This is a genomic window from Paenibacillus sp. CF384, assembly GCF_900106745.1.
In the GTDB taxonomy this organism is placed as follows: Bacteria; Bacillota; Bacilli; order Paenibacillales; family Paenibacillaceae; genus Paenibacillus_Z.
This window is the reverse complement of record NZ_FNNV01000002.1, coordinates 45,508-72,373: the sequence shown is the minus strand read 5'-3', so window position 1 is coordinate 72,373 and position 26,866 is coordinate 45,508. Positions and strand designations below refer to the sequence as shown.

At 52.8% G+C, this 26,866-nt stretch carries 19 protein-coding genes; 13 read left to right on the top strand and 6 right to left on the bottom strand.

Annotated elements, in window-relative coordinates:
• Window positions 1–66: 66 nt before the first annotated feature.
• The 6 genes from BLW29_RS06045 to BLW29_RS06020 all read left to right on the top strand — a co-directional run bounded on the left by BLW29_RS06045 (window position 67) and on the right by BLW29_RS06020 (window position 6,871).
• Window positions 67–1,452, top strand: coding sequence for a VWA domain-containing protein (locus BLW29_RS06045; RefSeq protein ID WP_090977303.1), 1,386 nt, complete (start codon window positions 67–69; stop codon window positions 1,450–1,452).
• A 146-nt stretch (window positions 1,453–1,598) separates the two neighbouring features.
• Window positions 1,599–2,306 (top strand): 5-oxoprolinase subunit PxpB, encoded by a 708-nt coding sequence (gene pxpB, locus BLW29_RS06040; protein WP_177186501.1) that lies wholly within the window; start codon window positions 1,599–1,601, stop codon window positions 2,304–2,306.
• A complete protein-coding gene (locus BLW29_RS06035; RefSeq protein ID WP_090977298.1) occupies window positions 2,303–3,352 on the top strand; it encodes a 5-oxoprolinase subunit C family protein in 1,050 nt (349 codons plus the stop codon). The genes pxpB and BLW29_RS06035 overlap by 4 nt, the downstream gene beginning before the upstream one ends.
• Window positions 3,353–3,391: 39 nt before the next feature.
• Entirely contained in the window at window positions 3,392–4,189 is a 798-nt protein-coding gene (locus BLW29_RS06030; protein ID WP_090977789.1) for a LamB/YcsF family protein, read from the top strand.
• A gap of 113 nt (window positions 4,190–4,302) precedes the next feature.
• Window positions 4,303–6,432, top strand: coding sequence for a putative bifunctional diguanylate cyclase/phosphodiesterase (locus tag BLW29_RS06025; RefSeq protein WP_090977296.1), 2,130 nt, complete (start codon window positions 4,303–4,305; stop codon window positions 6,430–6,432).
• A 31-nt stretch (window positions 6,433–6,463) separates the two neighbouring features.
• Entirely contained in the window at window positions 6,464–6,871 is a 408-nt protein-coding gene (locus tag BLW29_RS06020) for a gamma-glutamylcyclotransferase family protein (RefSeq protein ID WP_090977295.1), read from the top strand.
• Between the two features lie 13 nt (window positions 6,872–6,884).
• Here BLW29_RS06020 and BLW29_RS06015 read toward each other — a convergent pair whose 3' ends face one another.
• The 4 genes from BLW29_RS06015 to BLW29_RS06000 form a co-directional block, all read right to left on the bottom strand.
• On the bottom strand, window positions 6,885–7,619 hold the full coding sequence (locus BLW29_RS06015) for a hypothetical protein (RefSeq protein ID WP_090977293.1): 735 nt from the start codon (window positions 7,617–7,619) through the stop codon (window positions 6,885–6,887).
• A 139-nt stretch (window positions 7,620–7,758) separates the two neighbouring features.
• Window positions 7,759–8,631 carry an AraC family transcriptional regulator gene (locus BLW29_RS06010; RefSeq protein WP_090977291.1) on the bottom strand — a complete coding sequence of 291 codons (873 nt, stop codon included), beginning with the start codon at window positions 8,629–8,631 and terminating at the stop codon, window positions 7,759–7,761.
• Between the two features lie 158 nt (window positions 8,632–8,789).
• Window positions 8,790–9,827: a ribonucleotide-diphosphate reductase subunit beta gene (locus tag BLW29_RS06005; protein WP_090977289.1), complete on the bottom strand. Its 1,038-nt coding sequence runs from the start codon at window positions 9,825–9,827 to the stop codon at window positions 8,790–8,792.
• Between the two features lie 227 nt (window positions 9,828–10,054).
• Window positions 10,055–12,280 carry a ribonucleoside-diphosphate reductase subunit alpha gene (locus BLW29_RS06000; protein WP_090977287.1) on the bottom strand — a complete coding sequence of 742 codons (2,226 nt, stop codon included), beginning with the start codon at window positions 12,278–12,280 and terminating at the stop codon, window positions 10,055–10,057.
• Between the two features lie 445 nt (window positions 12,281–12,725).
• On the opposite strand from BLW29_RS06000, the gene BLW29_RS05995 reads away from it, so the two are divergent.
• The 7 genes from BLW29_RS05995 to zapA all read left to right on the top strand — a co-directional run bounded on the left by BLW29_RS05995 (window position 12,726) and on the right by zapA (window position 25,445).
• Window positions 12,726–14,375, top strand: coding sequence for a copper resistance CopC/CopD family protein (locus BLW29_RS05995; protein ID WP_090977286.1), 1,650 nt, complete (start codon window positions 12,726–12,728; stop codon window positions 14,373–14,375).
• Between the two features lie 20 nt (window positions 14,376–14,395).
• The gene (locus BLW29_RS05990) at window positions 14,396–15,286 is read left to right on the top strand and encodes a sensor histidine kinase (RefSeq protein WP_090977284.1); all 891 of its coding nucleotides are present in this window, start codon (window positions 14,396–14,398) and stop codon (window positions 15,284–15,286) included.
• A gap of 1 nt (window position 15,287) precedes the next feature.
• Window positions 15,288–16,013: a response regulator gene (locus tag BLW29_RS05985; RefSeq protein ID WP_090977282.1), complete on the top strand. Its 726-nt coding sequence runs from the start codon at window positions 15,288–15,290 to the stop codon at window positions 16,011–16,013.
• 114 nt (window positions 16,014–16,127) lie between these two features.
• A complete protein-coding gene (locus BLW29_RS05980) occupies window positions 16,128–16,886 on the top strand; it encodes a YcnI family copper-binding membrane protein (RefSeq protein WP_090977280.1) in 759 nt (252 codons plus the stop codon).
• Between the two features lie 1,309 nt (window positions 16,887–18,195).
• On the top strand, window positions 18,196–19,227 hold the full coding sequence (gene pheS, locus BLW29_RS05975; protein WP_090977278.1) for a phenylalanine--tRNA ligase subunit alpha: 1,032 nt from the start codon (window positions 18,196–18,198) through the stop codon (window positions 19,225–19,227).
• A gap of 19 nt (window positions 19,228–19,246) precedes the next feature.
• Complete coding sequence (gene pheT, locus BLW29_RS05970) at window positions 19,247–21,691, top strand: phenylalanine--tRNA ligase subunit beta (protein ID WP_090977276.1); 2,445 nt, start codon at window positions 19,247–19,249, stop codon at window positions 21,689–21,691.
• Between the two features lie 199 nt (window positions 21,692–21,890).
• Window positions 21,891–25,445: a cell division protein ZapA gene (gene zapA / locus BLW29_RS05965; RefSeq protein ID WP_090977273.1), complete on the top strand. Its 3,555-nt coding sequence runs from the start codon at window positions 21,891–21,893 to the stop codon at window positions 25,443–25,445.
• 77 nt (window positions 25,446–25,522) lie between these two features.
• On the opposite strand, the gene BLW29_RS05960 is transcribed toward zapA, so the two are convergent.
• Both BLW29_RS05960 and BLW29_RS05955 read right to left on the bottom strand, forming a co-directional pair.
• Window positions 25,523–26,203 (bottom strand): SDR family NAD(P)-dependent oxidoreductase, encoded by a 681-nt coding sequence (locus tag BLW29_RS05960; RefSeq protein WP_090977271.1) that lies wholly within the window; start codon window positions 26,201–26,203, stop codon window positions 25,523–25,525.
• Window positions 26,204–26,450: 247 nt separating this feature from the next.
• The gene (locus BLW29_RS05955) at window positions 26,451–26,840 is read right to left on the bottom strand and encodes a cupredoxin domain-containing protein (protein WP_090977269.1); all 390 of its coding nucleotides are present in this window, start codon (window positions 26,838–26,840) and stop codon (window positions 26,451–26,453) included.
• Between the last annotated feature and the right edge of the window lie 26 nt (window positions 26,841–26,866).

Below are 26,866 nucleotides of genomic sequence, written 5' to 3'. Positions count from 1 at the left end.
CGATGGTAGTAAGCTGAATTTTACATATACTGGTTCGGCTACCAACGGAATCGAGGGGGAATTCGGATGCAACAACGTAAACGAATAAACAGAGAACATGCACCGGGTAAAGAGAATGAAAAAGGACAAGGAAAGATGAAGACGTCGCTTCTACTGCTCGCGGCACTGACGTTCCTGCTTGCAGGGTGCTCCTCGGCTGACAATCAGAACGATTCCGCGGCGAACAAGGCTTCCTCAAGTAACAGTTCGAACACGGAAGCAAGGAACAACAGCAGCGCAAGCAACCGAGGTGAAGCTACGACCAACTCAAGCAGCAATGACAGAGCAGATTCGTCCGTTTCCGAAGAACCTGCTCACGATACGGATGACTCCCCAATCGATAAGGATGAGACCACTCCGCCGGGCAGCCAGTACGACGACTCACAAGCGGGTCAACTGACAGCCGGGGAGTCGGACGATCTTACCTCCTGGAAGGAGTGGGTCCGGCTGCTCAACAGCGGCGAGGGCAGAGAGCTGCAATCCTATTGGTCTGTTTTTCCGCAAAATCGATTGGAAGTTGTTGTGACCGGAGGCGGTAAGCCGGTATCCGATGCAGAAGTCAGCCTCGTTGATGACGATGGCGATACGGTGTGGGAGTCACGTACCAATATTGATGGAGAAGCGTCAGCCTACGCGGGATTATTCGATGAGCAGCAGAATCAGGAGAGATATGGGGTTATCATTCGTTCGGGGAATCAAGAGAAGCAATATGAGAATGTGCAGATTCCAAGAGGTTCCGCACTGCGCGTTGATCTGAACGAACAGGTGAAGCCGTCGCTTGGCGTTGATCTGATGCTCGTTGTGGATACAACAGGTTCCATGCAGGATGAGCTGGATTTTCTGAAGTCGGAGCTGAAAGACGTCGTCGCCCGAGTCCTCAAGAATAACGGCCAGCAGCTTGATATTCAAGTCAGCACCAATTTCTACCGCGATCGGAGCGATAAATACCTGGTCAAAGATTATCCGTTCACGAAGGATATCGATACGGCCGTCAAGCAGATTTCGCAGCAAGAGGCTGCGGGCGGAGGCGATTTCCCGGAAGCGGTCGATGAAGCGCTGGAGAATGCCATCGATGATCACAAATGGAGCGGTGATGCGAGGGCTAGACTGTTGTTTCTCGTGCTTGACGCTCCGCCGCATCATGAACGTAAGGTGACGAAACGCATTCATGAGCTGATGGAATCCGCGGCAGCAGAAGGCATTCGGATCATTCCGATTGCTTCAAGCGGTGTTGATGTACAGACCGAATACTTGATGCGTTTCATGGCGACTGCTACAGGCGGGACTTATTTATTTCTAACGGATCACAGCGGTATCGGCAATGATCACATGGAACCGGCTGTCGGGGAATATGAGGTGAAACGTCTCAATGATTTGCTCGTGGAGGTCATTAGTCGGTACACGTCTGAATAGCACTTTTTATGTCGGAAAATGTTTTAGGAAAGCTTAGTAAAGATGCTGGACAAAAAGGCCCGTAATGGTACAAACTAGAGGAGATTATCCTTTATCGGAATTACCTTCCAATTCGGAATTGCAATGTTGAAAATATGAGAAAATTGGTGAATTTTGTGGGTGAGGCTGCGGAGCGAACATTCAGTATCAGACCGCTTGGAGACCGGGCTCTTGTCGTTATTTTGGATAACGAGGGGCAAGAAGGAGAGCGCTGGCTGCTCGCTGCCGGAATGGCGGAATTACTGCGTGAGGCAGGGCGGACCTGGCTCGTCGATGCGGTTCCTGCCTACGATACGGTAACCGTTGTTTATGGGGGGTTCGACTATGAAGGAACGGCTGCCGATGTAGAGCGGATTTTGCTGGGTACGCGGCATTCGTACGCCGCTGAACCCAGGCTTATCGAAATTCCGGTCTGTTACGGCGGTCGTTATGGACCTGATCTGGCAGCTTGCGCCTCACGCGCGGGTATGACGGAAGCGAGCTTCGTTTCCTGTCATGCCTCTGCGGAGTACCGCGTTGCCATGATCGGCTTCATGCCGGGCTTTCCTTATTTAACTGGCTTACCGGATGAGCTCCGCCAACCGCGCCTTTCCGTGCCGCGAAGCAGCGTGCCCGCAGGGGCTGTCGGCATTGCCGGCGGGCAGACCGGCATCTATCCGCTATCGACGCCGGGAGGATGGCAGTTGATCGGACTGACGCCGCTCCGGTTGTTTGATCCGAAGCGATCCGAGCCTTTTCTGCTGCGCATGGGCGATGCGCTGCGTTTTGTTCCGATTTCCGAGAAGGACCTGAAGGAGCAAGGTGAAGCGCCATGAGTCTGCGAATAATGAAACCGGGCTTACATACAACGGTACAAGATTTGGGCCGACCGGGCTGGCGGCGCTTCGGTATTCCCGAAGGCGGCGCGATGGACAGCATCGCGCTGCGGACGGCGAATTTGCTCGTCGGCAATGCGCCGGGAGCTGCGGGGCTTGAGCTAACGCTGAGCGGCCCGCAGCTGCTTGCGGAAGAAGCGATGCTGATCGCCGTGTGCGGCGCCGACCTGACACCGTCGATCGACGGTGAGGCGCTCCCGCTGCAGCGGCCGGTTTGGCTTGACGCCGGAACGGTCGTCAGCTTCGGTTCCGCGGCTAGCGGGTGCCGCGCTTACGTTGCGGCAGCCGGCGGCATCGCCGCCGAGGCGGTGCTCGGCAGCCGCAGCACGGACGCGCGTGCCGGCATCGGCGGCATCGCCGGGCGCAAGCTGCGCAGCGGCGACGTGCTGCCGCTCGGCAGCGCCGCGCCTTGGGCGGCCGCGTGGCACGCCGCGCTAGCCGCGCGCGCCGCGGCCGTGCCGCAGGGCCGCCGCCGCAGCTGGGCGGCCCCGCGCTGGTTCGCGCCGCCGCCGGCGCAGGCGCTGCTGCGCGGCAGCGCAAACCCCGCCGGCATCCGGCTGCGCGTGATGCCGGGCGCCGAGTACGGGCAATTCCGCGAAGCGGCCCGTACGGCGTTCATGCGGGAGCGCTATCGCGTAGCTCCCGCATCAGACCGGATGGGGGTCCGCCTAGATGGACCCCCGCTGCAGATGGAGGACAGCGAAGAACTGCTGTCCCACGGCGTCATCGCCGGCACGATACAGGTGCCGCGCGGCGGGGCGCCGATCATTCTTGGCGTGGACTGCCAGACGACCGGCGGCTATCCGAAGCTTGCGCATGTCATCACGGCCGACTTGCCGCTGCTCGCGCAGTGCAAGCCCGGCGATTACATCACCTTCGAAGAAGTGACGCTGGCTGAAGCCCAGCACCTCGATAGAGAGCAAGAACGGGGCATGCAGCAGCTCGCTGCCATTCTCTCGATTTGCAAGAAAGCTATGCATTTTTAATTTGAATTTGTGATCATGAAAGGAACGCCAAAAGCCGATATGACTACTATCCACGATTTATCACAGACCCAACAGGTGATCGATCTGAACTGTGATTTTGGCGAAAGCTATGGCATCTATACGTTTGGCCAAGATTGTGAACTGCTCGCACATGTCACTTCAGTGAATATTGCTTGCGGTTTTCATGCCGGAGACCCTCATGCGATGCGTGAAGCCGTATATCGAGCAGCAGACGCAGGCGTGGCCATTGGCGCGCATCCGGGCTTGCCGGATCGGATCGGCTTCGGGCGACGCGAGATGGCGGTCAGCGCGCAGGAAATCTATGATATGACGCTCTACCAGATCGGCGCTCTAGATGCATTCGTTCGTGCTGCCGGCGCTAGCTTGCGCCACGTGAAGCCGCACGGCGCGCTCTATCATATGGCAGGTAGCAGCGAAGAGCTTGCAGAAGCCTTCGTGCGCGCGGTGCGCGTGTACGATGCATCCCTGATCATTTACGGACAATGGGGGAGCAAGCTCCTCGCAGCAGCGCATAAGCAACACATGCAATCAGCATCCGAGATCTTCGCAGACCGTTCTTATCAAGAGGACGGAACACTTACTCCCCGAAATCAGCAAGGGGCGACGCTGGCCACCGCTGATGAAGCGCTGCTCCAAACGCTAAGTATCGTTACAAGGGGAACAGCAAGGACAATCGAAGGCAAAGAGATCGTTATTCATGGAGACACGGTTTGTCTCCATGGCGACGGGCAGCGTGCAGCAGAATTTGCCGCTGCACTGCGTAAAGGCTTGGAAGCAGCGGGAATCGCGCTCCAGCCGCCGACTCCGCGTAGGTAGCTTGCCGCTTTCGAGAAGATACGGCTCTGCTCATCACATTCAAACATCATCACGTCACATGGGCATGCAGGGCAGCATCGGCTTTCTTTGTTGAAGGAGGACATCAAGACAATATGTCTATTAATAGGGCGGAAAAAATTACGATGTGGACGGCCTTTGCCGCCATCATCAGCTTTATCCTTATGCGGGTATTTCATAGCGAACTCTATCGGCCGATTACGGGGCGAGCGTATTTGTTCGTGCACTCCGGCATCGAATTTAATACTTATGCAGTAAGCTTCACCATGTTGGTGTTAGGTTGGCTGTTTTTCGTCAAATCGTTGTCGAAGCATCGGCTCTATACGGCGGCATTATTCGGTGCAGTCGGCGTATTCGACATGCTTCACGGACTGACAGCGGAAGGAATGCCGTTCTTCCATGCCGTTGGGGAAACCAACTTATCCGCCCTGTTCTCCATGTCTGCCCAGTTCATCGGTTCTGTCGGGTTGTTTCTCATCTTCCGCAAGAATGATGCACCGGTTTCGGCAAGGAAGCGGCTTCCGGCTGTTTTACTTTCACTTGGTTTTGCAACAGTGGTCGCGCTTGCCTTCTTTGCATTGGCTAATCGGGCCCATGTTCCAGTGCTTACGGGCGAAACGCTCGAATTGCTGCGAGTTCTTGTTTATTTCGTCATTATCTTCTCCTACTTGAGCACGATCAGCATGTTGCTTTACTTAAATCGCAATGAGCGGCCTCAAGCGCTGCTAACCATTATCCAATCGCTTGTGTTCTTCTTATTTGCCAATCTGCAGTTCATCTTAAGCTCCGGTGGCGTTGACACCGATATGCTCCTCGGGCATGTGTATAAGCTGGCCGGCTTCTACTTCCTGATGAAAGGGATCTATTACGTCACGTTGGAAGAGCCGTTCAAACAATACAAACGGACGGAATCACGCATGAATTTCTTGGCTTACCACGATGAGCTAACCGGCTTGTCCAATCGGCGGCAGCTGCAAGAACAGCTGAGTGCGGAGCTGGTGCGCGCGCAGCAGAGCAACCATAAACTCGCAGTATTTCTACTGGATATTGATAGGTTCAAAACCTTTAATGATGCGCTTGGCCATTCCTTTGGCGATCAAATGCTGCAGGCTGTTTCCCAGCGGCTGCGGCTGGCAGCCGGCCCGTCGAATCATGTGTTCCGCATGGGAGGGGACGAGTTTGTCGTCTTAATGCCGGACATTAAGGATGCGGAGACCGAACAGGTAGAAACAAAAGCCAAAGCGCTCATGGGGCTCTTCGATGCACCGTTTGTTCTGGGCGAAGCGGAATATCATATTACGATCAGTCTCGGGATTTCCTTCTATCCGCAAGACGGAGAGAGCGTTGAGGTGCTGCTCAAGAACGCAGATACGGCCATGTACAGCGCCAAAGCACACCGCAATGAATTCTCCAGCTACGATCCGGAGATGAACTGCAAATCGCATGATCGTTTGCGACTGGAGAGCGATCTGCGCCGTGCAATCGAGCAGGAGCAGTTCACGCTGGCTTATCAGCCGCTCGTTAATTTAAGCACGGGCAAAGTTATTGGAGTCGAAGCGTTGGTGCGCTGGAATCATCCACAGCGGGGATTGCTGCCGCCGGGTGATTTTATTCCGCTCACGGAAGAGAATGGACTCATTCTGCAGCTTGGCGAATGGGTGCTCAAGGCCGCCTGCAAACAGAACGTCGCTTGGCAGGAAGCCGGCTTGCCGCCAATGATGATGTCCGTGAACCTGTCGATGCGGCAATTCAGACAGCATCAGCTGGCTGAACGCATTAAGGACATATTGGATGCAACGGGAATGCCCCCGAAATATCTGGAGCTGGAGATTACGGAGAGTATGACCAGCGACGTGGAATTCGCCAGTGACACGTTAACCAGCTTGAAGGAGATTGGCGTGCAGATCAGTATCGATGATTTCGGTACGGGCTACAGCTCGCTGATCTCGCTTAAACGGTTCCCGATTGATAAGCTGAAGATTGACCGCTCTTTCGTCAGCGATTTGGCGAAAGGCGGCAGCGATGCGGCGATCGTCTCTACGATTACAACGATGGCTAGAAACTTGAAGCTTAAAGTAACGGCCGAAGGCGTAGAGAACGATGAACAGATTAAGTTTCTGCGTGAACGTAACTGCGAGGAAGCGCAAGGCTTCTACTTCACCAAGCCGATTCCGGCGAATTTGTTCGAGAACTGGTACAGGCATCGCAATAGTCAATTGGCTTAGGCTCTTAGAGGCTTAAGAGGAGTGTTTACATATGCAGCAACAACTGACAACCGTGTTTATCTATGGCTCGCTCTTGCCGGGCCATAGCAATCATCATGTCTGTGCCGGATTCATTCAATCTGCTGCACCAGGTGTCATTCATGGAAGGCTGGTTGATTACGGACCTTACCCGGCGATGCTGCGGGATGCCGCAGCTTACGCAAGTGGTGCCCGTGTTCGTGGAATGTGGATTGTCGTGAATGAGCAAGGTTTGAAACGCATGGATGAACTGGAGCAATTCGTGGGGATCGAAGAGGAGAACGATTACGATCGAATCTGGGTAACCGACATCCATCAGCCGGACCAGAGCGGTTGGGTTTATGTCTGGGATACGCAGAGAGGCTGCCCGCCTATCGCGGAAGATTATTGGCCTGACTTCTACGCCCGCAAGCGGGGCTGACATGCAGATGCGATTACTCGTTCGTTGTGGGAATTGACATCGATATACGTAGGGATAAATTACGCTCAGTCGCCTTGCTGAGCGTTTTTGCGTTGTTGAACGTATGGATAATACCGAAGGCGAGCAGCAAGCAGGCCATCGTAAAGACGATAACGCGTTTTACTTTGTGAATGACAGCCGTTCCGTCATCACGGTGAATCCGTCTGCGTCTGATCGATTGGCGCCAGATAAGCAGTAATGGTGCAGCAAGGATAATGAGTCCTACGGTAATCATCTGCTTCCGGTAAGCCATGCCAAGCGGGAATACGTTTATGGAGGCATACAGGAACGCTTCGATGACCAGCACTTGAATAGGGACGACTAGAGCGACTTCAGACGCCGCACGGCGCTTTGTACGGCTCACGACATCATTCGGTTGCTTCACGGTCAGTCGAGCCAGATGAAGCAGTCTAGATACGGAATAGAAAGCGATGGCTCCGGTTGGCAGCATAATGAGTGCGAAGAACATGAGTGCATTATCGAGCACAAACCAGTTGCGGTAAGAATACGTCGCGATCAGCATGATCATTTTGGCTAAAGCCAGAAGTGTCATTGAGCCGAGCAGTGCAAGCGTTAAGATGGCAGTGCGTCGCAGACTGTGTGTCGTACGCCGAAAGGCCATGCTGCCTGTTGTGAGTCCCGCGAAGAGTGACAATAAGAGTAATAGCACAGCCATCGCAGCATTGATGACGTAAACTTGTGTGGACATATTCGGTTTCCCCCATTTCCACGGAATGAACTAGTATTAGTTTACTTGGAACCCCTATGGTTCAAGAACGGGCGCAAGTCCAGTGCTGAAACTGGACTTAAGTCGTAGATTTAAGTTTTAGGTGTATCTCCTCTAAGCATTACATTTTGCGTTTGCGATATTGGGAAGGAGATACGCCAAAGTAGGCGGTAAACTGTTTCGTAAAATGATGGATAGAGGCATATCCCAAATCCTCTGCGATCGCTGTTATGGATCGATTGCTCTCCCAAAGGGCAGCTGCTGCTTGTTTCATGACAGCACGGCTCCAATAGGCTTTCGGAGAGAGGCCGGCAGTTTGCTTGAAGAGCGAATGGAATCTTGTTTTCTGAAGCCCGCTTTGTGCCAGCCAGCTCGTATAATTCGAACCTGCATGCGCCTCTTTGTCGATGCGGTGCATAATCGCTTTCATTCGGTAGTCGCTGTGCCAGCTTTCTCCGGCAATCTGGATGAACTCCAGCATAAACGCTTTGAGCAGGCTATGCGCGATCGTATCGCCGTGGACGCGCTGCTGTTGATGCTGCTTTACGATATGGGGAAACAAATCCATCAAGATGGTATGGTGCTGCAAATGGAAGAGATGAGGCATCGAATCCAGCACGGTGTTTTCCTGCAAAGCGGTTAACAACTCCGGCAGCAGGTCATCCGGATGCCAATACAAATGATGCTCGGTTGACCGGGGCTTCTCATTCCATAGCTCGAAATAAAGATTATAGGTTGCTAATCGATGATCATGATCCGTGTAGAAGGAATGCATCAGCTGAGGCGGCAAGAAGATCAAATCGCCCCTCTGCAGCGGATAGACCTGCCCGTTAATCGTTATACTTCCTTTGCCTCCATCAACGAGATGAAAGGCATAGCAGTAACCGAAGCGGCCATACTCGAACTCGTTACGCTCATAAGGGAACTGATAATGATGCCCGACGCGGATGAATGGCTTTATCTCGCTCATTTGCTGCTGAGTTGCTGCATCCACCCTCGATTCACTCCCCGCCGCATGTCCCGCCTTATTCCTATTGTATCATGAAGCGTGCATATCCTAAACTCTGCCGAGCATGAAAAAAAAGCCCAAGCCTCTCGAGTGGAGAGGGCTTGAGCCTTTGTGAAACAGAAGGCGATTCACTTATATCAAACTTACAGGTCGCCCCAGTTAAGGTTGGACGATTTGCTGTAGTTGGTTACTTTCTGCTCGAAGAAATCGGTTTTCATCCCGTTCATGTTGCTGAAGCTTTCCACCCATTTCATTGGATGCTCGACGATTTCCGGATACAGAATATCGAGATTCAGCTTGCGCAGACGCTCATTGGATAGGAATTTAATGTACTTCTCGATGATTTCGTCTGTGAGGCCTGGAATGGTGTTGTTCGTAATGTATTGACCCCATTCAATTTCATGCTCAACAGCTGTACGCATCATTTGGCGAAGCTCTTCGATGAGAACCGGCGTGAACAGCTCCGGATTTTCTTTGCGCACTTCACGGAAAATACCTTGGAACAACGCTAAGTGAGTCAATTCATCACGCTGGATATATTTGATCTCAGAGACGGTACCGAGCATTTTGCCTTGGCGGCCAAGCGCGTAGAAGAAGCTAAATCCGCTGTAGAAGTATATCCCTTCCAGGATGTAGTTCGCCATAATGGTCTTGATCAGATTTTGCGACGATGGATTTGCAATGAAATTCTCGTACAGGTCGGTGATGAACCGATTCCGCTTCAAGAGGTTCTTGTCCTCGCGCCACAGGTTATAAATTTGATCGCGTACTTCCGGAGAAACGACGCTGTCTAGAATATAGGAATAGGATTGGCTGTGAACGGCTTCCTGGAACGTATGAACCGTTAAGCACAGGTTTACCTCAGGTGCGGTAATATATTCGTTGACGTTCGGCAGGTTTGCCGTTTGAAGCGAATCCAAGAAGATGAGGAAGCTGATAATTTTATCGTAGCTGTTACGCTCGGAGAGCGACAGGTTTCTGTAATCTTTGGCATCCTGAGCAAGAGGAATCTCTTCCGGAATCCAGAAGTTATTCATCATCGTACGGTACATCTTCGTTGCCCAGTCATATTTCACGTTGTTAAGCTCAATCAGATTGGTCGTATTACCGCCAATCATGCGACGCATGCCCCAATCGCGGTCGCCTTCTTCGTTAAATAATTTCTTCTTCTGCAGATCCATTAAATGGGCTGCCTCCTTCTGTTCGTCCCTAAAATAAGCTGCAAAGTTTTAAGAATCCGTGTTGAAAAAGTGCCCGGAGGGCAGTATGGAGTCGGAAAAGCGTTAGCGGTCGCCTTTGTAGTCGGATTACAACCAATTATGGTTTATACATTCAAAGTAATCCGAACTACAACAGCGATTGGAGACCCATACTGACCGCAGGGCACATCATTCAACATAAAGGCTTCTTAAGCGCTGCAGCTTACACAATCTTCTACTTCCAAGCTCTTGTTACGGCAATAGTAAACGGTTTTGAGGCCGTTCTCCCAAGCTGCCATGTACAGTTCCATAAATTCCTTCGCCGTGTATTCCGGCGTGATGTACAAGTTAAACGATTGCGCTTGATCGATATGGCGCTGACGGCGGCCCGCTGCGCGGATGCTCCAGTGCTGATCGATGTGATGCGCTTCTTTGTAGAACCAGAACGTCTCTTCGTTCAGGTTAGGCGCCGTTTGCGGAATGACCGCATTCTTCTTCTCTTCGACGAAGAATTTGTTGAAGATCGGGTCAATACCTGCAGTGGAGCCGGCGATCAAGGAAGTGGAGGCTGTAGGCGCAATCGCGAACATCCATGCGTTGCGGACGCCGTTCTCAGCTACATCCTTCTTCAGTTTCTGCCAGTGCGGCGCATCATAACCGCGGGAATCGAAAAATTCTCCCGTATGCCATTCGCTGCCTTCAAACACGCGGTAAGCGCCTTTTTCTTTGGCGATTTCCATCGATGCTTTGACTGCGCAGTAGTTGATCCACTCATAGAGCTCATCGGCACGATCCAAATGCTCTTCGGATTCCCATGCAATACCGTTAAGAGCAAGCCATTGATGGTAACCGCTCGTACCAAGACCTACCGCACGATACTTCTGATTCGTAATTTCCGCTTGCGGGATCGGGTAGTGGTTCAGGTCGATAACATTATCCATCATCCGCATTTGGCAGGTGACAACCTCTTCGATTTCCTCTTTCGTTCTGGAACGGCCAAGGTTAAGGGAAGAGAGGTTACACACGACATAGTCGCCGCTTTTCACTTGCGTTGTAATAACGCCGTCTTCATGAGTTGTCGTGATATATTCAGTCGGGCTCATGTTCTGGCAAATTTCCGTACAAAGGTTAGAACAATAGATGATGCCTTTATGTTTATTCGGGTTCGCACGGTTTACCGTGTCGCGGTAGAACACGAAAGGTGTGCCTGTTTCAAAGGAGCTAGCAAGAATTTTCTTCATGATATCGATAGCCGGTACTTCGTCACGGGAAAGTGCAGGGTTGTTCACGCACTCTTCATAACGGCGTTCCCACTCTTCGCCCCATGAATCCTCAAGTGCCCAGCCCATATAGCTGCGTACTTCGTGCGGATCGAATAGGTACCAGGAGTCACGCTCTTGTACTTTGCGCATGAACAAGTCAGGAATGCAGACACCAGGGAAGATGTCATGTGCTTTCATCCGGTCATCGCCGTTGTTTGTTTTAAGATTAAGGAAGTCGAAAATATCTTTATGCCATACGTCAAGGTAAACCGCAACTGCGCCGGAACGAACGCCGAGCTGGTCAACGGCAACCGCCGTGTTGTTGTAGTTCTTGATCCAAGGGACTACGCCGCCGGCAACGCCTTTGTATCCGCGGATGTTGGAGCCGCGGCTGCGCACTTTACCGATGTAGATACCCATGCCGCCGCCAAATTTGGACACTTGCGCGAAGCTGGAGTCTACGTTGTAAATGCCCCACAAGTTATCAGGCACAGTATCGATGAAGCAGCTGGAAAGCTGGTGGAACGGTTTACGAGCATTGGCAAGCGTAGGTGTGGCAACTGTCATTTGAAGACGGCTGAGGACATCGTAGAACTTGCGTGCCCAAGCGAGCTTGTCATCTTCTTTCATAGCCAGGTGCATCGCTACGCCCATGAACAATTCTTGCGGAAGCTCAAGCACGTCGCCGCTGAAGCTCTTAATTAAGTAGCGGTCTGCAAGTGTTTTGAGACCGATGTAGTTGAACAAGTAGTCGCGTTCAGGCACGATGTAATTGCCGAGCTCACGGATTTCATCACGGGTGTAATACTCTAATATGTAGCTCCCGTAAAGCCCTTTGTCTGTCAAATACGTAATCAGCGAGTAGAAGTCTCCGTAGCCGAAATAGCCGTATTTGCGATTGATTGCAGATTCTTTATAAAGATCGTACACAAGAAGTTTGGCTGCAACGTACTGCCAGTTCGGCTGTTCGATGCTTGTTTTTTCTACCGCAACCTGTGTGAGTGTACGCTGAATTTCTTTGGTTGTAATGTTGTTGCGGAAATAAGGAAGCAAAGCAGTTTCCAGCTCAAGCGGATCGCAGTCGTTATAGCCGACACACGAGAAATCAATAACCTTCTTAAGCTTTGAAAAGATCAATTCTTCTTTCTGACCGTTCCTCTTAATAATATCCACGAGCAGAGCCACTCCTTGTCGAAGGATGTCGTCTGACAACCTCTAATACACAATATGTTGTTAGTACTTCCCTAAATTACACCAATATATAGTGGCTGTCAAGTTATACTATTCGACATCAGACCATACCGTTACACCTGTTTTGAGGGGGTGAAAAGCCCATGAAAACGTACAGCTGCGGCATTTGTAATCGATCGGGACAGCTAGTTCTATAAACGTATCTAATATAAAAAAGTGAGTACTATATCAATTGCGGAAACTAATTATAGCACTAACTCTAGTAGTCGTGTGGTGACAATAATAGGGATAAAGGAGAGCTGCTTCTTGCCGTGAAAGATGTTCAAACAACGTTTGGATTTATCGTTGGTGTTCGACCATCAGCTTTAGTACACTTATTCTGAGTTTATTGATCGATTATAAGGAGAGGACGTGACTACACAACATCATGAACCGTCGCATTCGATATAAATCCCATTCCGCCATACAAGCCGTAGTCTTGTGCATCTGGATGTGCCTCGTACTGATCAGCATCCCTGGGTTGGCATCCGCGCACGCCGAGCTTGAACGCTCCGAACCGGAAGCTAACGTCAAATACGAGCAAAGCCCGCAATCGGTCGAGCTGAGTTTTAACGAATCCATCGAGGCGAAGGTCGGCTCCATAGAAGTACTTGATTCCAAATCTCGACCCGTTACGAGCGCAACCGCGCAAGCCAGCAAAGATCATCGTTCGTTGATCCTGCCGCTTCCTTCGCTTGGCGAAGGCGTGTACACCGTGTCTTATTCAATCATTTCTGAGGACGGCCACCCGGTTAGCGGATCTTACGTCTTTATTGTAGGAAATCCTCAGGAAGGCGTGGATGCGGCCACATTTGATCCCCATAAGGAGCTAGGTCACGAGGGACACAGCGCTACTACCCAACTGACAACAGGACAATTTATCATTTACGCTGCCCGCATCGTTTATTATGGGGCGCTGCTGTGGGCTGCAGGACTAATGCTGTGGCCATTACTGACCCGGGGACGCGGCAAACTGCTTCCGGACATCCAGCGAAAATGGGAACAGATTGCCTTGCGGACACTGCTTGTTGGCTCTCTTGTGTATATTTTCGTCCATGCACGCGAGATATTGACCGGTTATCCACGGGATGAATACAGCAAGCTCTTTTTGCAGACGAACATCGGGCGTGAATGGATTGCGCTGCTGGTGCTGGTGCTGCTCGGATTTATTATCGTCCGTTTCCATGCCGTTCTGAAGACGATCTGGGCGCTGCTCATTCTTGCGCTTGAGAGCTGGAGCGGTCATGCAGCGGTATTTGCTCCGAAATCAGCGTCAATCATGTTTGATTTCGTGCATCTGGCAGCTGCAGCCATCTGGGTTGGCGGATTGATTCTGCTTGGTTTGCTCTGGCAGTCCGATCGCAAGGAAGCAGGCAGGTTCGCCGTATTATTCTCCAGGGCTGCCTTGCTGTCGCTAGCCCTTCTTATCCTGTCAGGCATAGGCATGACGTTGCTGTTCTTGCCTTCTCTTCACTATTTGTTCTACACAGCATGGGGAACGATTCTACTGATTAAGACAGGTTTCGTCCTGCTGGTCCTCGTCGTTGGCGGTATTCTTCATCTGCGCATACGCAGAGGCAATCTGCCGACAACCGTGCTGCTTCGCATCGATGCTGCGCTGATGGTCCTCATCCTTGTATCGGCAGCGCTCTTTACCTATATAAGTCCATTGCCGGCGAATGAGCCGGTTGTTTATCACAAAATGGGCGAAACCATGCATCTGTCGCTTCGAGTAACGCCGAACAAGCCGGGCGATAACCAGTTTATCGTGAAGGTGTGGCTGCCTGAAGCGGTAGGCGCTCCGAAATCCGTGACCATGCGCTTGTATGCGCTGGATCAGAAGGAGCTCGGTCCGATTCAAGTGCCGATCAAGCTTTTCGAAGATACTGAAATCACCAACTTTGACGGCTATGTGAAGGCAGCTTACAAAGCAGAGGGACCGTTCGTACCGTTCGCAGGGCGTTGGCAGGCTGAAATCCGCGTGTTGGATAAGGACGATAACGAGCAAGTGCAGAAGGTTGAGTTCCGAAATTATTAATAGAGGCGGCAGGTGGCAAAATGACATATAACCGCATAAAATGGTTCATTTTGTGGACGCCGACTTTAACGATAGCGTTGTGGGAATATTTGCGACATACGTTTCTGCTCCCCTATGTTTCGATGGATCTTGGCAATGCGCTCGCGCCTGTTATTGTCATGACCGTAACGGCGACGCTTCTTATCAAGCTGTTTCGCATGCTGGAGTCCACTAACGATTCGTTGCAGCAGGCGAAAGCGGCGGAGGCAGCGTTCATGGAACGAGAGCAGCTTGCCCGGGAACTGCATGACGGCATCTCGCAGTCGCTGTTCCTGTTGTCCGTGAAGCTGGATAAGCTGGAGCAGGCGAAGGACGATGAAGCTGTCAAGGAAACGACGCAGCAGCTCCGCCGTACGGTGCGGCATGTCTATGAAGATGTGCGGCAGTCGATTGCCTCGCTTCGCAGCGAGCCTTCGAGAACCGACGTGCAATGGATGCAGGCGGTTCGGGATATGGCAGAGGAGCTGCGGCGCGGCGGCCTCGCAGTGGAGCTGGATTGGCAGCTTACCGAAGGAAAACTGAGCGGCAAGGAGAAGGTCGAGCTGCTCGCAATCGTTCGTGAGGCGATGCTGAATGTGCGTAAACATGCGAATGCCTCATACCTAGCCGTGCATGCGTGGCCCGATTCGGATGGCGGCAGTGGATTTCGGTGTACCATCGAGGATGATGGAATTGGCGCTGAGCCGGCCCAGCTTATGGCTAAGGGACGATACGGCATTCGGATGATGCAGGATCGTGCCAAGGCGATGGGCTGGCAGTTTGGGGTTCGGTCGCCTGGTGCAGCAGAGTCATTAGATGCACAAGATGTGGAAGATGAGCTGCCGACGACAAAGGGTACTGTCGTTGAAGTGATAAAGGAGGCGGAGCGCTGATATGGGCGAAACTCAAATAACGGTGCTGATTGTCGACGACCATCCACATGGACGGGAGGGGATGCGGGACATCCTCAGCGGCGACGCATCCTTCTCCATAGTGGGAGAAGCGTCAAACGGCGAACAGGCGGTCATGCTTGCGGCAACGCTTGTGCCTGATCTGGTGCTGATGGACATCAACATGCCGGTGATGAACGGAATGGAAGCGACGCAGCGCATTAAGACGATCGATCCTCACATCAAAATCATCATGGTGACCGTATCGGACGATATCTCCGACCTGTTCGAAGCGATCAAACGGGGGGCGCAGGGCTATCTGCTGAAGAACTTGTCGCCATCGGCATGGCTCGAGTACTTGCGCGCTGTTGCCGTGGATGAGGCCCCGTTGTCGAAGGAGCTTGCTTTTCGCATGCTGCAGGAGTTTAACGGGGGTAGCGCGGGGCAGGCAGGAGCTGGGAAAGCGGTTGTCGCTGAGGTCGTGCGCAGCGACAATGCCGGCGTGACGGAGCAAGATGCCGATGCCGTACACACCGCCTTGACGCAGAGGGAACGCGAGGTGCTGGAACGGGTAGCTTATGGCGGCTCTAATCGGCAAATTGCCGAAAGTTTCGGAATCTCCGAGCATACGGTGAAGAACCATTTGAAACATATTTTGCAAAAGCTGCATCTGGAGAATCGGGTTCAACTCACCCGCTATGCGCTGGAGAAAGGGCTTGCGAAGGAATAGCACGGACATGCCAAGACACAAACTTGTAACATACGTATAGCTCGAACGAGTCATGGCGGATAAAGGTTGTTGCGGTATACTGCTCCTATATAGACGAGAGCAGGAGGGTGTAAAATGAAAAAATTAAAGAAATGGTCCGTGCTGGGCATGACGCTGATGGTGATGTTCCTTTTTGCTGGCGTTGCCAGCGCACACGTAACGGTCTGGCCCAAGGAAGCAGCACAGAACAGCTATGAGGTCTTCTCGGTGCGCGTTCCGAGCGAGAAAGAGAACGTGACTACCAAAGTCGTGAAAGTGAAAGTACCCGACGGTGTGAAGGTAAGCCGCGTTGAGCCGAAAGCAGGTTGGAAATACGAGCTTGAGCTAAACGCTGAAACCAAAGCAATTGCATCCATTACATGGACGGCCGAAGGCGATGGCTTGGCGCAAACGGAATTCACTGAATTCCGGGTATCCGGTAAAGTGGCGGAGGATGCGAAGCAGTTGATCTGGAAAGCCTATCAAACCTACAGCGACAGCTCGGTTGTGGAGTGGGTCGGCGGTGACGGAGCGGACTATCCGGCATCGGTAACGACGGTAACGGCGGCATCCGGCGAAGGTGACGGACACGGCGGCGGTACCAGCGGTGGTTCCGTAGGATCAGATCCGAATACGGCAACGTCTTCGGGCTCCGAGGGTACGGGAAACGCGTCGTCGACGGATGTCGGTACGCCGGTAACAACGGATAACAGCGCGGCCGACGCGCAAGAGACTGCGGCGGCCGACAAGTCGGATAGCGGCTCCGATCCGGTGAACCTTACGCTGTCCATCGTCGCCGTAGCACTGGCGGCAGCAGCGCTCGGCGTTGCGGTTTCGCGTAAGAGACAGCGATAAGAAGGAATGTAGAGGGGCGGACTCGGACGGCATGCAATTGGCCGATGGGACCGCCCTTTTGTGCGTGGTAGCTCATCCGTCGAAACCGGAGTAAACTCGCCTTTCTGGGAGCTGTAAGCGAATATATCGCTTATAGCAACAAAATATGGTCGAAAAGATGTGCGTAAGCGGCTATACCGCTTACGAAGTAGCTCAACCGTCGAAACTGGAGTAAACTCGCCTATTCTAGGAGCTGTAAGCGAATACATCGCTTACAGCAGTGTAAATTGGTCGAATAGGTGCGCTTAAGCGGCTATACCGCTTATGAAATAGCTCAACCGTCGAAACTCAAGTAAACTCGCCATAACTGGGAGCTGAGAGCGGATATGTCGCTTATAGCTGTGAAAATTGGTCGAATAGGTGCACTTAAGCGGCTATACCGCTTACGAAGTAGCTCAACCGTCGAAACCCGAGTAAACTCGCCTATTCTGGGAGTTGTAAGCGAATATATCGCTGTACAAGTGGAGCAACATAAGCGTTGGCGAGCAAAGGTTAGTTAGGTGACTGAGAGACGGAAAATCGAACGCTCGGCACGAAAACCAGTTGGATATGCTACTGAGAGTCGTGAAAAGGGACTCTCAGCTGAAGCGGGCGCTAGAATCGAGTTAGTTAGGTGACTGAGAGACGGAAAATCGAACGCTCGGCACGAAAACCAGTTGGATATGGTACTGAGAGTCGGGAAATGGAACTCTCAGTTGTAGCGGGGGCTAGAATCGAGTTAGTTTGGTAACTGAGAGTCGGAATATCGAATTCTCGACACGGAAATCCGGCGGTTTTGCCCCTGAGAGTCGCTAATGGAACTCTCGGCTATGGCGGCGTTGAACCACGTTAGAGTTGGAGCGAATAGTTAGGTTACGAGCATTCGGGACGCGGTGAAAGAAGCAGAATCCAGTGCGGGCAATCCGCCCTTGCGAAAGGGTATGTAAACTTTGTATAATAGGTTCTATATACGTTAACGCGATGAGGAAGAAGAGTACGCAGTGCTTTCTTGACAGGGAGAAGACGCCGTAGATTGAGAGCGTCTTTGGGAAATCAGGCTGCCGAAGTTCCCTTCCGAGCAGACTCTTGAAGGTGTACGGCCATGAGCCGCACAAGGTAGGGAGTACCGGGTTCCGGCCGATATTCGGACTTTGAGGAATTGCCTCGCCTACCAGTAGGCTGCGGTAATTTGAATTAGGGTGGTAACACGGTTCTTTCGTCCCTTACGGGGAGAAGGAGCCGTTTTTTTGTTTTCAGAAATGTGATTTGGTTAAAGAAGGGGCTGGATGGAATGAAAGAGCGTTTGGAGGCATTGCGGGTCGAGGCGCTGCAGGAGCTGCAGCAGGTTGACGGTCCGCAGCAATTGAATGATCTGCGTGTTAAGTACCTAGGGAAGAAAGGCGCGCTGACCGAAATTCTCCGCGGCATGGGTTCCCTGAGTGCTGAAGAGCGTCCGGTTATCGGGCAAGTCGGTAATGAAGTACGCGCCGCAATCGAAGAAGTCATTGAAACCAAGCAAGCGGCGTTCCAGCAAGCGGAAACGGAGAACCGTCTTCGTGCGGAAACGATCGACGTCACGCTGCCGGGCAAGAAACAATCCGCAGGCGCCGTACATCCTTTGAATAAAGTAGCGCAAGAAATCGAGGACGTGTTCATCGGTCTTGGTTACACGATCGCTGAAGGACCAGAGGTCGAATCCGACTATTACAACTTCGAAGCGCTGAACCTGCCGAAGGATCACCCTGCACGCGATATGCAAGATTCGTTCTACGTTACGGACGATATTCTCATGCGTACGCACACTTCGCCGGTACAGGTTCGCACAATGAAAGCCATGAACGGCAAACCGGTTAAAGTTATTTGCCCGGGTAAAGTTTATCGCCGCGATGATGACGATGCGACGCATTCGTTCCAGTTCAATCAGATTGAAGGACTTGTCATCGGACCAAACATCCGCATGAGCGATCTCAAAGGCACCTTGCTTCAATTCGTACAGCTGATGTTCGGCAAACAAGCCCAAATCCGTCTTCGTCCGAGCTTCTTCCCGTTCACGGAGCCAAGCGCTGAGGTTGACGTCACCTGCGTACAGTGCGGCGGCCATGGCTGCCGGATGTGTAAGCAAACCGGCTGGCTCGAGATTCTGGGCTGCGGCATGGTTCATCCGCGCGTGCTTGAGATGGGCGGCTACGATCCGAATGAAGTCAGCGGCTTCGCGTTCGGTATGGGCGTAGAACGTATCGCGCTGCTGAAATACGGCATTGACGACATCCGTCATTTTTATACGAACGATCTGCGCTTCCTAAGCCAGTTTGTCCGAATGTGAGAAGGAGGCGACTACTAATATGAACGTATCTTATAAATGGTTGAACGAATATATCGAGTTGAACGGCTATACCGGCGACCAGCTGGCAGAGCTAATGACAAGCGGAGGCATTGAAATCGATGTCGTCGAATCCCGTAACAAAGGGGTTACAGGCGTAGTTGTCGGTCACGTACTGACACGCGAGAAGCATCCCGATGCTGACAAGCTAAGCGTTTGTACGCTTGACGTAGGCGGCCCGGAAGTGCTGCAAATCGTGTGCGGCGCGAAGAACGTAGCTGCAGGTCAGCTGGTTCCGGTTGCGACGATCGGCGCTGTGCTGCCGGGGGATTTTGCCATTAAACGTGCTAAGCTGCGCGGGGTGGAATCTCAGGGCATGATCTGTTCCGCGAAGGAGCTTGGTCTTAACGAGAAGCTTCTGCCTAAAGAACAGCAAGAAGGCATTCTCGTGCTGCCGGAAGGTACGCCGATCGGCGCATCTATTCTGGATGTGCTCGCGATCGAAGATGAAGTATTGGAGCTTGATTTGACGCCAAACCGTTCTGACTGCCTAAGCATGCTGGGCGTTGCCTATGAAATCGGTGCATTGACAGGCCGCAGCGTGAAGCTGCCGGACAACCGTGTAAACGATGCGGTGGAGCAAGCTTCTGCCCATGTGTCGGTTCGCATCGAAGCGCAGGAGCAATGCTCGCACTACTCGGCGCGTTATATTCAAGGCGTACAAATCGGTCCGTCACCGCAGTGGATGCAGAATCGTCTGATGGCTGCTGGCATTCGTCCAATCAGCAACGTAGTGGATATTACGAACTTTGTTATGTTGGAATACGGTCAACCGCTGCATGCTTTTGACGCAGATAAAGTCGAAGGTGGACGCATCGTTGTACGTATGGCAAACGAAGGTGAAGTGTTGACTACGCTTGATGGTCAAGATCGCAAGCTTGAGCCGCATATGCTGGTTATCTCGAACGGTCAAGAACCGCTTGCGCTTGCAGGCGTTATGGGCGGAGCAAGCTCGGAAGTAACGGCTTCGACGGTCAATATTTTGCTGGAGTCGGCACGCTTCGATGGCGGTACGATTCGCAAAACGTCGCGTCAAGTCGGCTTGCGTTCGGAATCGAGCGTACGTTTCGAGAAGGGCGTTGACCCGGCTCGTGTTATTCCGGCTCTTGATCGCGCTGCTTCGCTTATGGCGAAATATGCAAGCGGCCACGTGCTTGAAGGCATCGTGGAAGAGCTGACAGAGCAGCCGAAAGATGCGGTAATCAGCGTATCCATCGCCAAAATCAACCGTTACCTCGGAACAGAGCTTGCGAAGCTCGAAATCGAAACGATTTTTGGCCGTCTGCAATTCCCGTTTGAATTGTCGACTGATGGGGTATTTACTGTAAGTGTTCCATCCAGACGCGGTGATATCACGCGCGATGTCGATTTGATCGAAGAGGTTGCGCGTTTGTTCGGTTATGACAATATCCCGACGACTGCAATCGAAGGCGCTGCGACACCGGGTGCTTTGACAAAGCCGCAGGCAATTCGCCGCGAGCTGCGCAAACGTCTAACGGATGCAGGCCTTCACGAAGTGATTAGCTACTCCTTCACTCACCCGGATCGGACGAAGCTGTTCCCAGCCCTGGCTGGAGCTGATTTGTTCCCGGTTCGATTGGCGCTTCCAATGAGCGAAGACCGCAGCGTATTGCGTACCAGCCTGCTTCCGCAATTGCTGGAAACAGCCGCGTACAACCGGAATCGTAAAAACGACGATGTCGCGATCTTCGAGATCGGCAGCGTCTTCCATACGGATGAAGAGGCACTTTCTCGTTTGCCTCATGAGAAACACCGACTTGCCGTTCTCCTTACCGGCAACAAGAATGTAACGGAATGGAACCGTAAAGCTGAAGCCTTTGATTTCTACGATCTGAAAGGCATTCTCGAAACGCTGGTAGAAGTGCTTGGCGTAAGCGGTTCTATCCGTTATGAAGCAGCTCAACCGGAGCATATGCACCCAGGCCGTACGGCAGCGGTTGTATTCCAAGGCGACCGTGGTGCGCAAACCATTGGATACCTGGGTCAATTGCATCCAACAACACAGATTGATCATGATCTGGCTGACACGTATGTACTCGAAATCGAACTGGCGCCGCTGTATGCGGCTGCTGATTTTGACATCGTGTATAAGGCACTGCCTCGTTACCCGGCTATGGAACGTGATATCGCAGTTGTGCTCAGCCGCGATGTGGCTGCAGGCAAGCTGATCGACGCTGTTCAAGAGACAGCCGGCGCGCTCTTGGAGTCGGTTCGTATCTTCGATATCTTTACCGGAGAGAAGCTGGGCGCGGACAAGAAAAGCGTCGCACTTTCACTCGTTTACCGTCATGCAGAGCGTACGTTGACGGATGAAGAAGTAACGGAACGCCATGCAGAGGTTGTAACAAAATTGGAACAATCTTTTGCAGCGGAATTGCGTAAATAGGCAGGAGTTGACCTTTGCCGCATCGAATTAGTTCCTTGCGAACAAATCTCGGTGCGGCTTTATTCTATTTTGCTGGATTATCGGCATGAGAAAGCTTGTACAGTAAGTCTTGCCCGGCATGCTTTAGAAGTGGAAGAAGGCAACGATTGTCGCATTGAACTCATTTTTCACCCTTGAACCTATAGGAGGACATGCCCTCATGAACGCTGCCGATCGGACACGTGTAACTGTTGATATATTTGGAAATCAATTCAAATTAGCTGGTCACAATAATCCTGACTATATCAAGCGCGTTGCAGCGCTTGTTGACGAGAATATGAATAAGCTGGCTAAGGGCTATCCACGACTGGATGTGCCTAAGCTTGCGATGCTTGCTGCAGTACATATGGCTGAAGATGTTTTTAGATTACGAGTCGAAAATGAGCGGATGCACGAAACCGAGGAGCGCCGCAAAGCTGCCGTAGCGGAGCTCGAGCAGGCGAAGCTGATCGTGGATACGCTGCACGGCCAGCTCGATGCTGAGCGGTTGAGCGCGGAAGCGGAGCTAATCGCGGAGAAGGCGAGTGCGGAGGCGAGGCTAGTCGCGGAGCGGGCTGGTGCGGAGCGGGCGCTTGCCGCTGCGCTGGCTGCTGCGGAGGAGACGCTGGCCGCGGAGCGGGCGAGAGCAGAAGAGACGCTAGTCGCGGAGCGAGCGAGTGCGGAGAAGGCGCTGGCCGCTGCGCTGGCGGCTGCGGAGGAGACGCTAGTCGCGGAGCGAGCGAGTGCGGAGAAGGCGCTTGCCGCGGAGCAAGAGGATGCGGAAGCGGCGGTAGAGGCTGCGCGCGAGGAGCTGGAGCGGACAAGCGCGATGCTGCAAGGGCGCTTGGAGCAAGCGATCAGCGCAGCGGAAGCGAAGCTGGCGAGCGAGCAGGAAGCTGCGCTCGAGGAGCAGCTGCGCGTGATGGCGGAGCGCGAGATCGAGCAAGAGGCTTCGCGAGCAGAGATCGAGCGCTTGAAGGCGGAGCTTGTGCGTGAGCAAGAGGAAGCGCGAGCTGAGCTTGAGCGAGTAAGAGCGGAGCTTATTGCGGAACGTGAGGATGCACAAGAAACAGCGCGTTTAGAGCTGGTTCTATTGCAAGAAGAACGTGAAAGCGAGCATACTGCAGCGCAAGCGGAATTGGCACGAGTTCAGGCGGAGCTGACTGCGAAGCTGGAAAACGAGCAAGCAGCAGCCCATTCGGAGCTTGCACGAATCCAGCAGGAGCTGACAACGAAGCTGGAAAGCGAGCAAGCCGCCTCCGTCGAGCAGCTTGAGCGTACAAGAGCAGAGCTGCTGGCAGAGATTTCGTTCGAGCAGGAAGCAGCGCAAGAGGAACTTGCACGTGTGAGTGCGGAATGGGCTGCGAAACTAACAAGTGAGTTAGAAGCGGCTCGTGCTGAGTTTGCGCAAGCAAGAACAGAACTCGATGAGAAACATACAAGTGAATTGAATGCTTCGCAAGCAGAACTCGAGCGGGTGTGGGTGGAACTGACTGCTGAGCGTGAAAGTGAGCAGTCCGCATCTCAAGCAGAGCTAGAGCGCGTACGCACGGAGCTCGAAGCGGAATTGGAAGCGGTAAGAGAAGCTTCGCGTAAAGCTCTTGAGCAGCTTCAGGAAGAGTTCGATCGTGAGCAAGAAGCCGCTCATGAAGAGCTGGAGCTGGTTAGCTCGACATTGCAAGGTCGAATGGAGCAAACGATTCAAGCAGCAGAAGCGAGACTGGCAAGTGAGCGCGAAGTCGCTGAAGCGAATCTGCAAGCTGAGCGTGAGGCAGCAGCTAAGCTTGCTAGTGAACTTGAAGCGGCAGAAGCGAGACTGGCAAGTGAACGTGAAACAGCAGCAGCGAATTTGCAAGCTGAACGTGAGGCAGCAGCGTCTAAACTCGCAAGCGAGCTTGAAGCCTTGGAAGCTGTGCTGGCTAGTGAACTTGAAGCAGCGGAAACGAAGCTGACTAGTGAACGCGAAGTCGCAGCAGCGACTCTGCATGCTGAACGCGAAGCTGCAGCAACTAAGCTGGCAAGCGAGCTCGAGGCCGTGGAAGCAGTGCTGGCTAGTGAGCTTGAAGCAGCAGAAGCGAAGCTGGCTAGTGAACGCGAAGCAGCAGAAGCAACTCTGCAAGCTGAGCGCGAAGCTGCAGCAACTAAGCTCGCAAGCGAGCTCGAAGCAGCGGAAGCTAAGCTTACTGAACTGCGCGATGCTCATCGCGCAGAGCTCGAGGAGCTGCAGCTTACGCTGGAGCTGGAAGTGGAATCGCAGTCGCTGGCTGTAATCGAAGCGCGCGAAGAGTTGGAGCGCACGAAATTCGCCATGGAAGCGCAGCTGGAGCAAGTGCGTGAAGCAGCTCAAGCAGAGCTTGCTCAGGAGCGAGAATATACAGCAGTTGAACTTAAGCAGCTGCATGCGATTCATCAAGAAGAGCTGCAGAAGGAACGGTCGCTGCAGGAAGCAACCGCGGAAGCAGCAGCCGGACAGCTGGAAGAGACGAGATTGGAGATGCAAGCTCGAATCGAGCAGGTGCGGATCACCGCAGAGGCAGATGTGGAACGTATTCGTCAGGTGGCTCGCGAGCGTTTAGAGCGGATGCGCGGCGAGGCCGAGCGAGCTGTCGAGCAAGCTGTTACAGCCGAAGCGAAGCTGGTCGAGCAGAGCAAAGCTGCAAGCGAAGAGCTCGAACAGGCTCAGGCAGAAGCAGCCGCCCTCTTGGAGCGGGAACAGACAGCCGCCGCCGTGCAGTTAGAGCAGGAGCGGGCGACAGCACAATTTCTGCTGGATCAGGCGATTCAAGAAGGCGAAGCGGAAGCAGCCTCCATCACAGCTGCCTTCAAGCGGGAACTCGAAGCCGGCCGTGCAGATGCGGAGAGCCGTTATCTCTCACTCTCGGCTGAGCAACAGAACCGCGAGCACGCATGGCAGCAAGAGCGCGATCAGCTCGCTTCGCAGCTTGAAGAGATGCGCAAGATGCTTCGTTCCATGCAAGAACAGCTTGCCCAGGAACAAGAGAAGACCGAACTGCTCGAGCTGGAAATGGCAGAAGAGGGAGAGGCACTGCGTTCCAAGGCGGCACGCCTTGAACAGGAACTTCGTGAACATGAGAGCAGAGCTGAACAAGCGGAGCAATGGCTTGCCGATCAGGAGCAGAAGGAAAGCCGCCGCAGCGCAGCGATTCAACAGCAGGAAGAGCAGCTGGATGTACTGCGCAGCGAACTGAAGGCAGCGCAGCAGGCTGTGGAAGAAAGCCAGCTGGGACAATTGATGCTGGAAGAACAACATGAGCGCATCATGCGCGAAGCGAAGCTGTTGGAGGAGCGGAACGAGCAGCTGGCAGATCGTCTGCAAGCTGCAGACGATCGCGCGGCTGACTTCATGCGAGAGGCACGGCAGCAAATGGCCGAAGCGGAGCGGATTGCCGACGAAGCTAATGTGAAACTAATGGATCAGATGCATGCAGCGGACTCGGAAATTACGCTAGCCAAGCAGCAAGCTGCGGCACATGCCGAAGCGGAAGCAGGTTTGCTGGAACAGCTCCTGTTGAGCGAGGAAGAAGCGGAGAAAGCGAAGGCGCAAGCCGCGCAGATCAGCTCAAGGCTCGAAGAGCTGGAAGCATCACTTTCCTCAGTCCATGAACTGCAAGCCACCCATGATCAGCTTCAAATCGAACATGGCAAGCTTAAGGTCGAATACTCGAAGCTTCAGACGGAGTACAATGAATGGATTGCACTTCTTGAAGTCGATTAGATAAGAGAAGAAGAGGGCTGTGCGGTACGCCGGTTTCGAAATCGAAACCCGCGTGCAGCACAGCCCTCTTTTTCATTTTAATAAGCAATAATGGCTCCTGTCGCTCCATCAGATGGCAAAGCCGCCAAGCGCAGCAGATCGCCGGTCACTTGATGCGGGTCCTTGCCGGTTGCATGCATCTCGGAACGGATGGTACCGGGATTAAAGGCATTCACAAGAATGCCGTATTCATGCTCTTCATCCGCTGTTGTTCGTGTTAGCGACTCTAACCCTGCCTTGGATGCGCTGTAAGCGGCATATCCGCCGGCTCCGTTTGACGCCAAACCCGATGTGATATTAATAATCCTTCCGTACCTGGCTTCACGCATGGAAGGCAATACGGCATTGGTCATGAGAAAAGGTCCTGTCAGGTTAATGCTGATCTGAGTTGCCCATTCCTCAGAAGTGAGTTCAATGACGCGTCCGGGCTCTAAAGCCGCAGCATTATTAATAAGAATATCTACGCGACCCAAGGTTTCTATCGCTTGCCGGACTGCAGCTTGTACAGCCGCTCCGCTGGCAATATCACAGACAAGAACCAGAGCATTGCTGCCCGGACGGACTTCCTCGATGAGTGCAGCTGTTTCCTCGAGCTTCCCTTGGCGTCGACCTAGGAGCACAACTTGAGCCCCCTCACGTGCAAAATCGATCGCTGTCGCTCGGCCAAGACCTGTGCCCGCACCTGTTATCATTACTACTCGTCCATCTACTGTAATCATGAAGTCCACCCTCTTCGTTATCGTTGCAAACATCGTAGCAAACAACATACGCCGGTGGAATAGCAGAGTTATAAGTCTTTCTTATAAGATGCTAACATCAAAACGGATATATACCGCCAAGTCGCTCCCAAAATGGCCTTCATCAGTATTCCTGATAGAGTGCATTATATATTGGAATAAGAAATAACCCGTTCAGCACATACTGAACGGGTTATTGGTATTCATTCGATAAGCGGAGCAAGCCGGTCTACTCGACGATGATTTTGGCAATCATTTTGGAATGGCCTGTGCCGCACATAATGTCGCAATGGAATTCGTATTCCCCTGCATCATTCAATGTGACGACTTTCGGTTTGCCGCTGTTAACCGTAAGGTTCAGGTCAGGTGCTTCCATGTTGTGTACGCCATCTTCGGATTCCAGCGTAATTTCAGTCGGCTCGCCTTTCTTGATCTTGTAAACCGGTTGATCGAACTCGAAACGCGATGCCTTGATTACGATGCTTGCAGAAGCAGCTGTACCGGTTTCTTCTACGCCGGAACCAGTTGAATTGTTAGTGTCGGAACTTTTCGAACCGCATGCGGCTAAGACGAGTACGGCTGCAACAAGCATAAAGGACATGAGCAGTAATTTTTTCACTAGAGAACGCTCCTTCATGAATCGGA

Coding starts and splice junctions, on each gene's coding strand:
- pheT (WP_090977276.1), top strand. CDS start 19,247: ATGAACGTATCTTATAAATGGTTGAACGAATATATCGAGTTGAACGGC.
- BLW29_RS06030 (WP_090977789.1), top strand. CDS start 3,392: ATGACTACTATCCACGATTTATCACAGACCCAACAGGTGATCGATCTG.
- BLW29_RS06020 (WP_090977295.1), top strand. CDS start 6,464: ATGCAGCAACAACTGACAACCGTGTTTATCTATGGCTCGCTCTTGCCG.
- BLW29_RS05985 (WP_090977282.1), top strand. CDS start 15,288: ATGGGCGAAACTCAAATAACGGTGCTGATTGTCGACGACCATCCACAT.
- BLW29_RS05995 (WP_090977286.1), top strand. CDS start 12,726: ATGAACCGTCGCATTCGATATAAATCCCATTCCGCCATACAAGCCGTA.
- BLW29_RS05960 (WP_090977271.1), bottom strand. CDS start 26,203: ATGATTACAGTAGATGGACGAGTAGTAATGATAACAGGTGCGGGCACA.
- BLW29_RS06015 (WP_090977293.1), bottom strand. CDS start 7,619: ATGTCCACACAAGTTTACGTCATCAATGCTGCGATGGCTGTGCTATTA.
- BLW29_RS06025 (WP_090977296.1), top strand. CDS start 4,303: ATGTCTATTAATAGGGCGGAAAAAATTACGATGTGGACGGCCTTTGCC.
- BLW29_RS06035 (WP_090977298.1), top strand. CDS start 2,303: ATGAGTCTGCGAATAATGAAACCGGGCTTACATACAACGGTACAAGAT.
- pheS (WP_090977278.1), top strand. CDS start 18,196: ATGAAAGAGCGTTTGGAGGCATTGCGGGTCGAGGCGCTGCAGGAGCTG.
- BLW29_RS05980 (WP_090977280.1), top strand. CDS start 16,128: ATGAAAAAATTAAAGAAATGGTCCGTGCTGGGCATGACGCTGATGGTG.
- BLW29_RS06045 (WP_090977303.1), top strand. CDS start 67: ATGCAACAACGTAAACGAATAAACAGAGAACATGCACCGGGTAAAGAG.
- BLW29_RS06005 (WP_090977289.1), bottom strand. CDS start 9,827: ATGGATCTGCAGAAGAAGAAATTATTTAACGAAGAAGGCGACCGCGAT.
- BLW29_RS05990 (WP_090977284.1), top strand. CDS start 14,396: ATGACATATAACCGCATAAAATGGTTCATTTTGTGGACGCCGACTTTA.
- zapA (WP_090977273.1), top strand. CDS start 21,891: ATGAACGCTGCCGATCGGACACGTGTAACTGTTGATATATTTGGAAAT.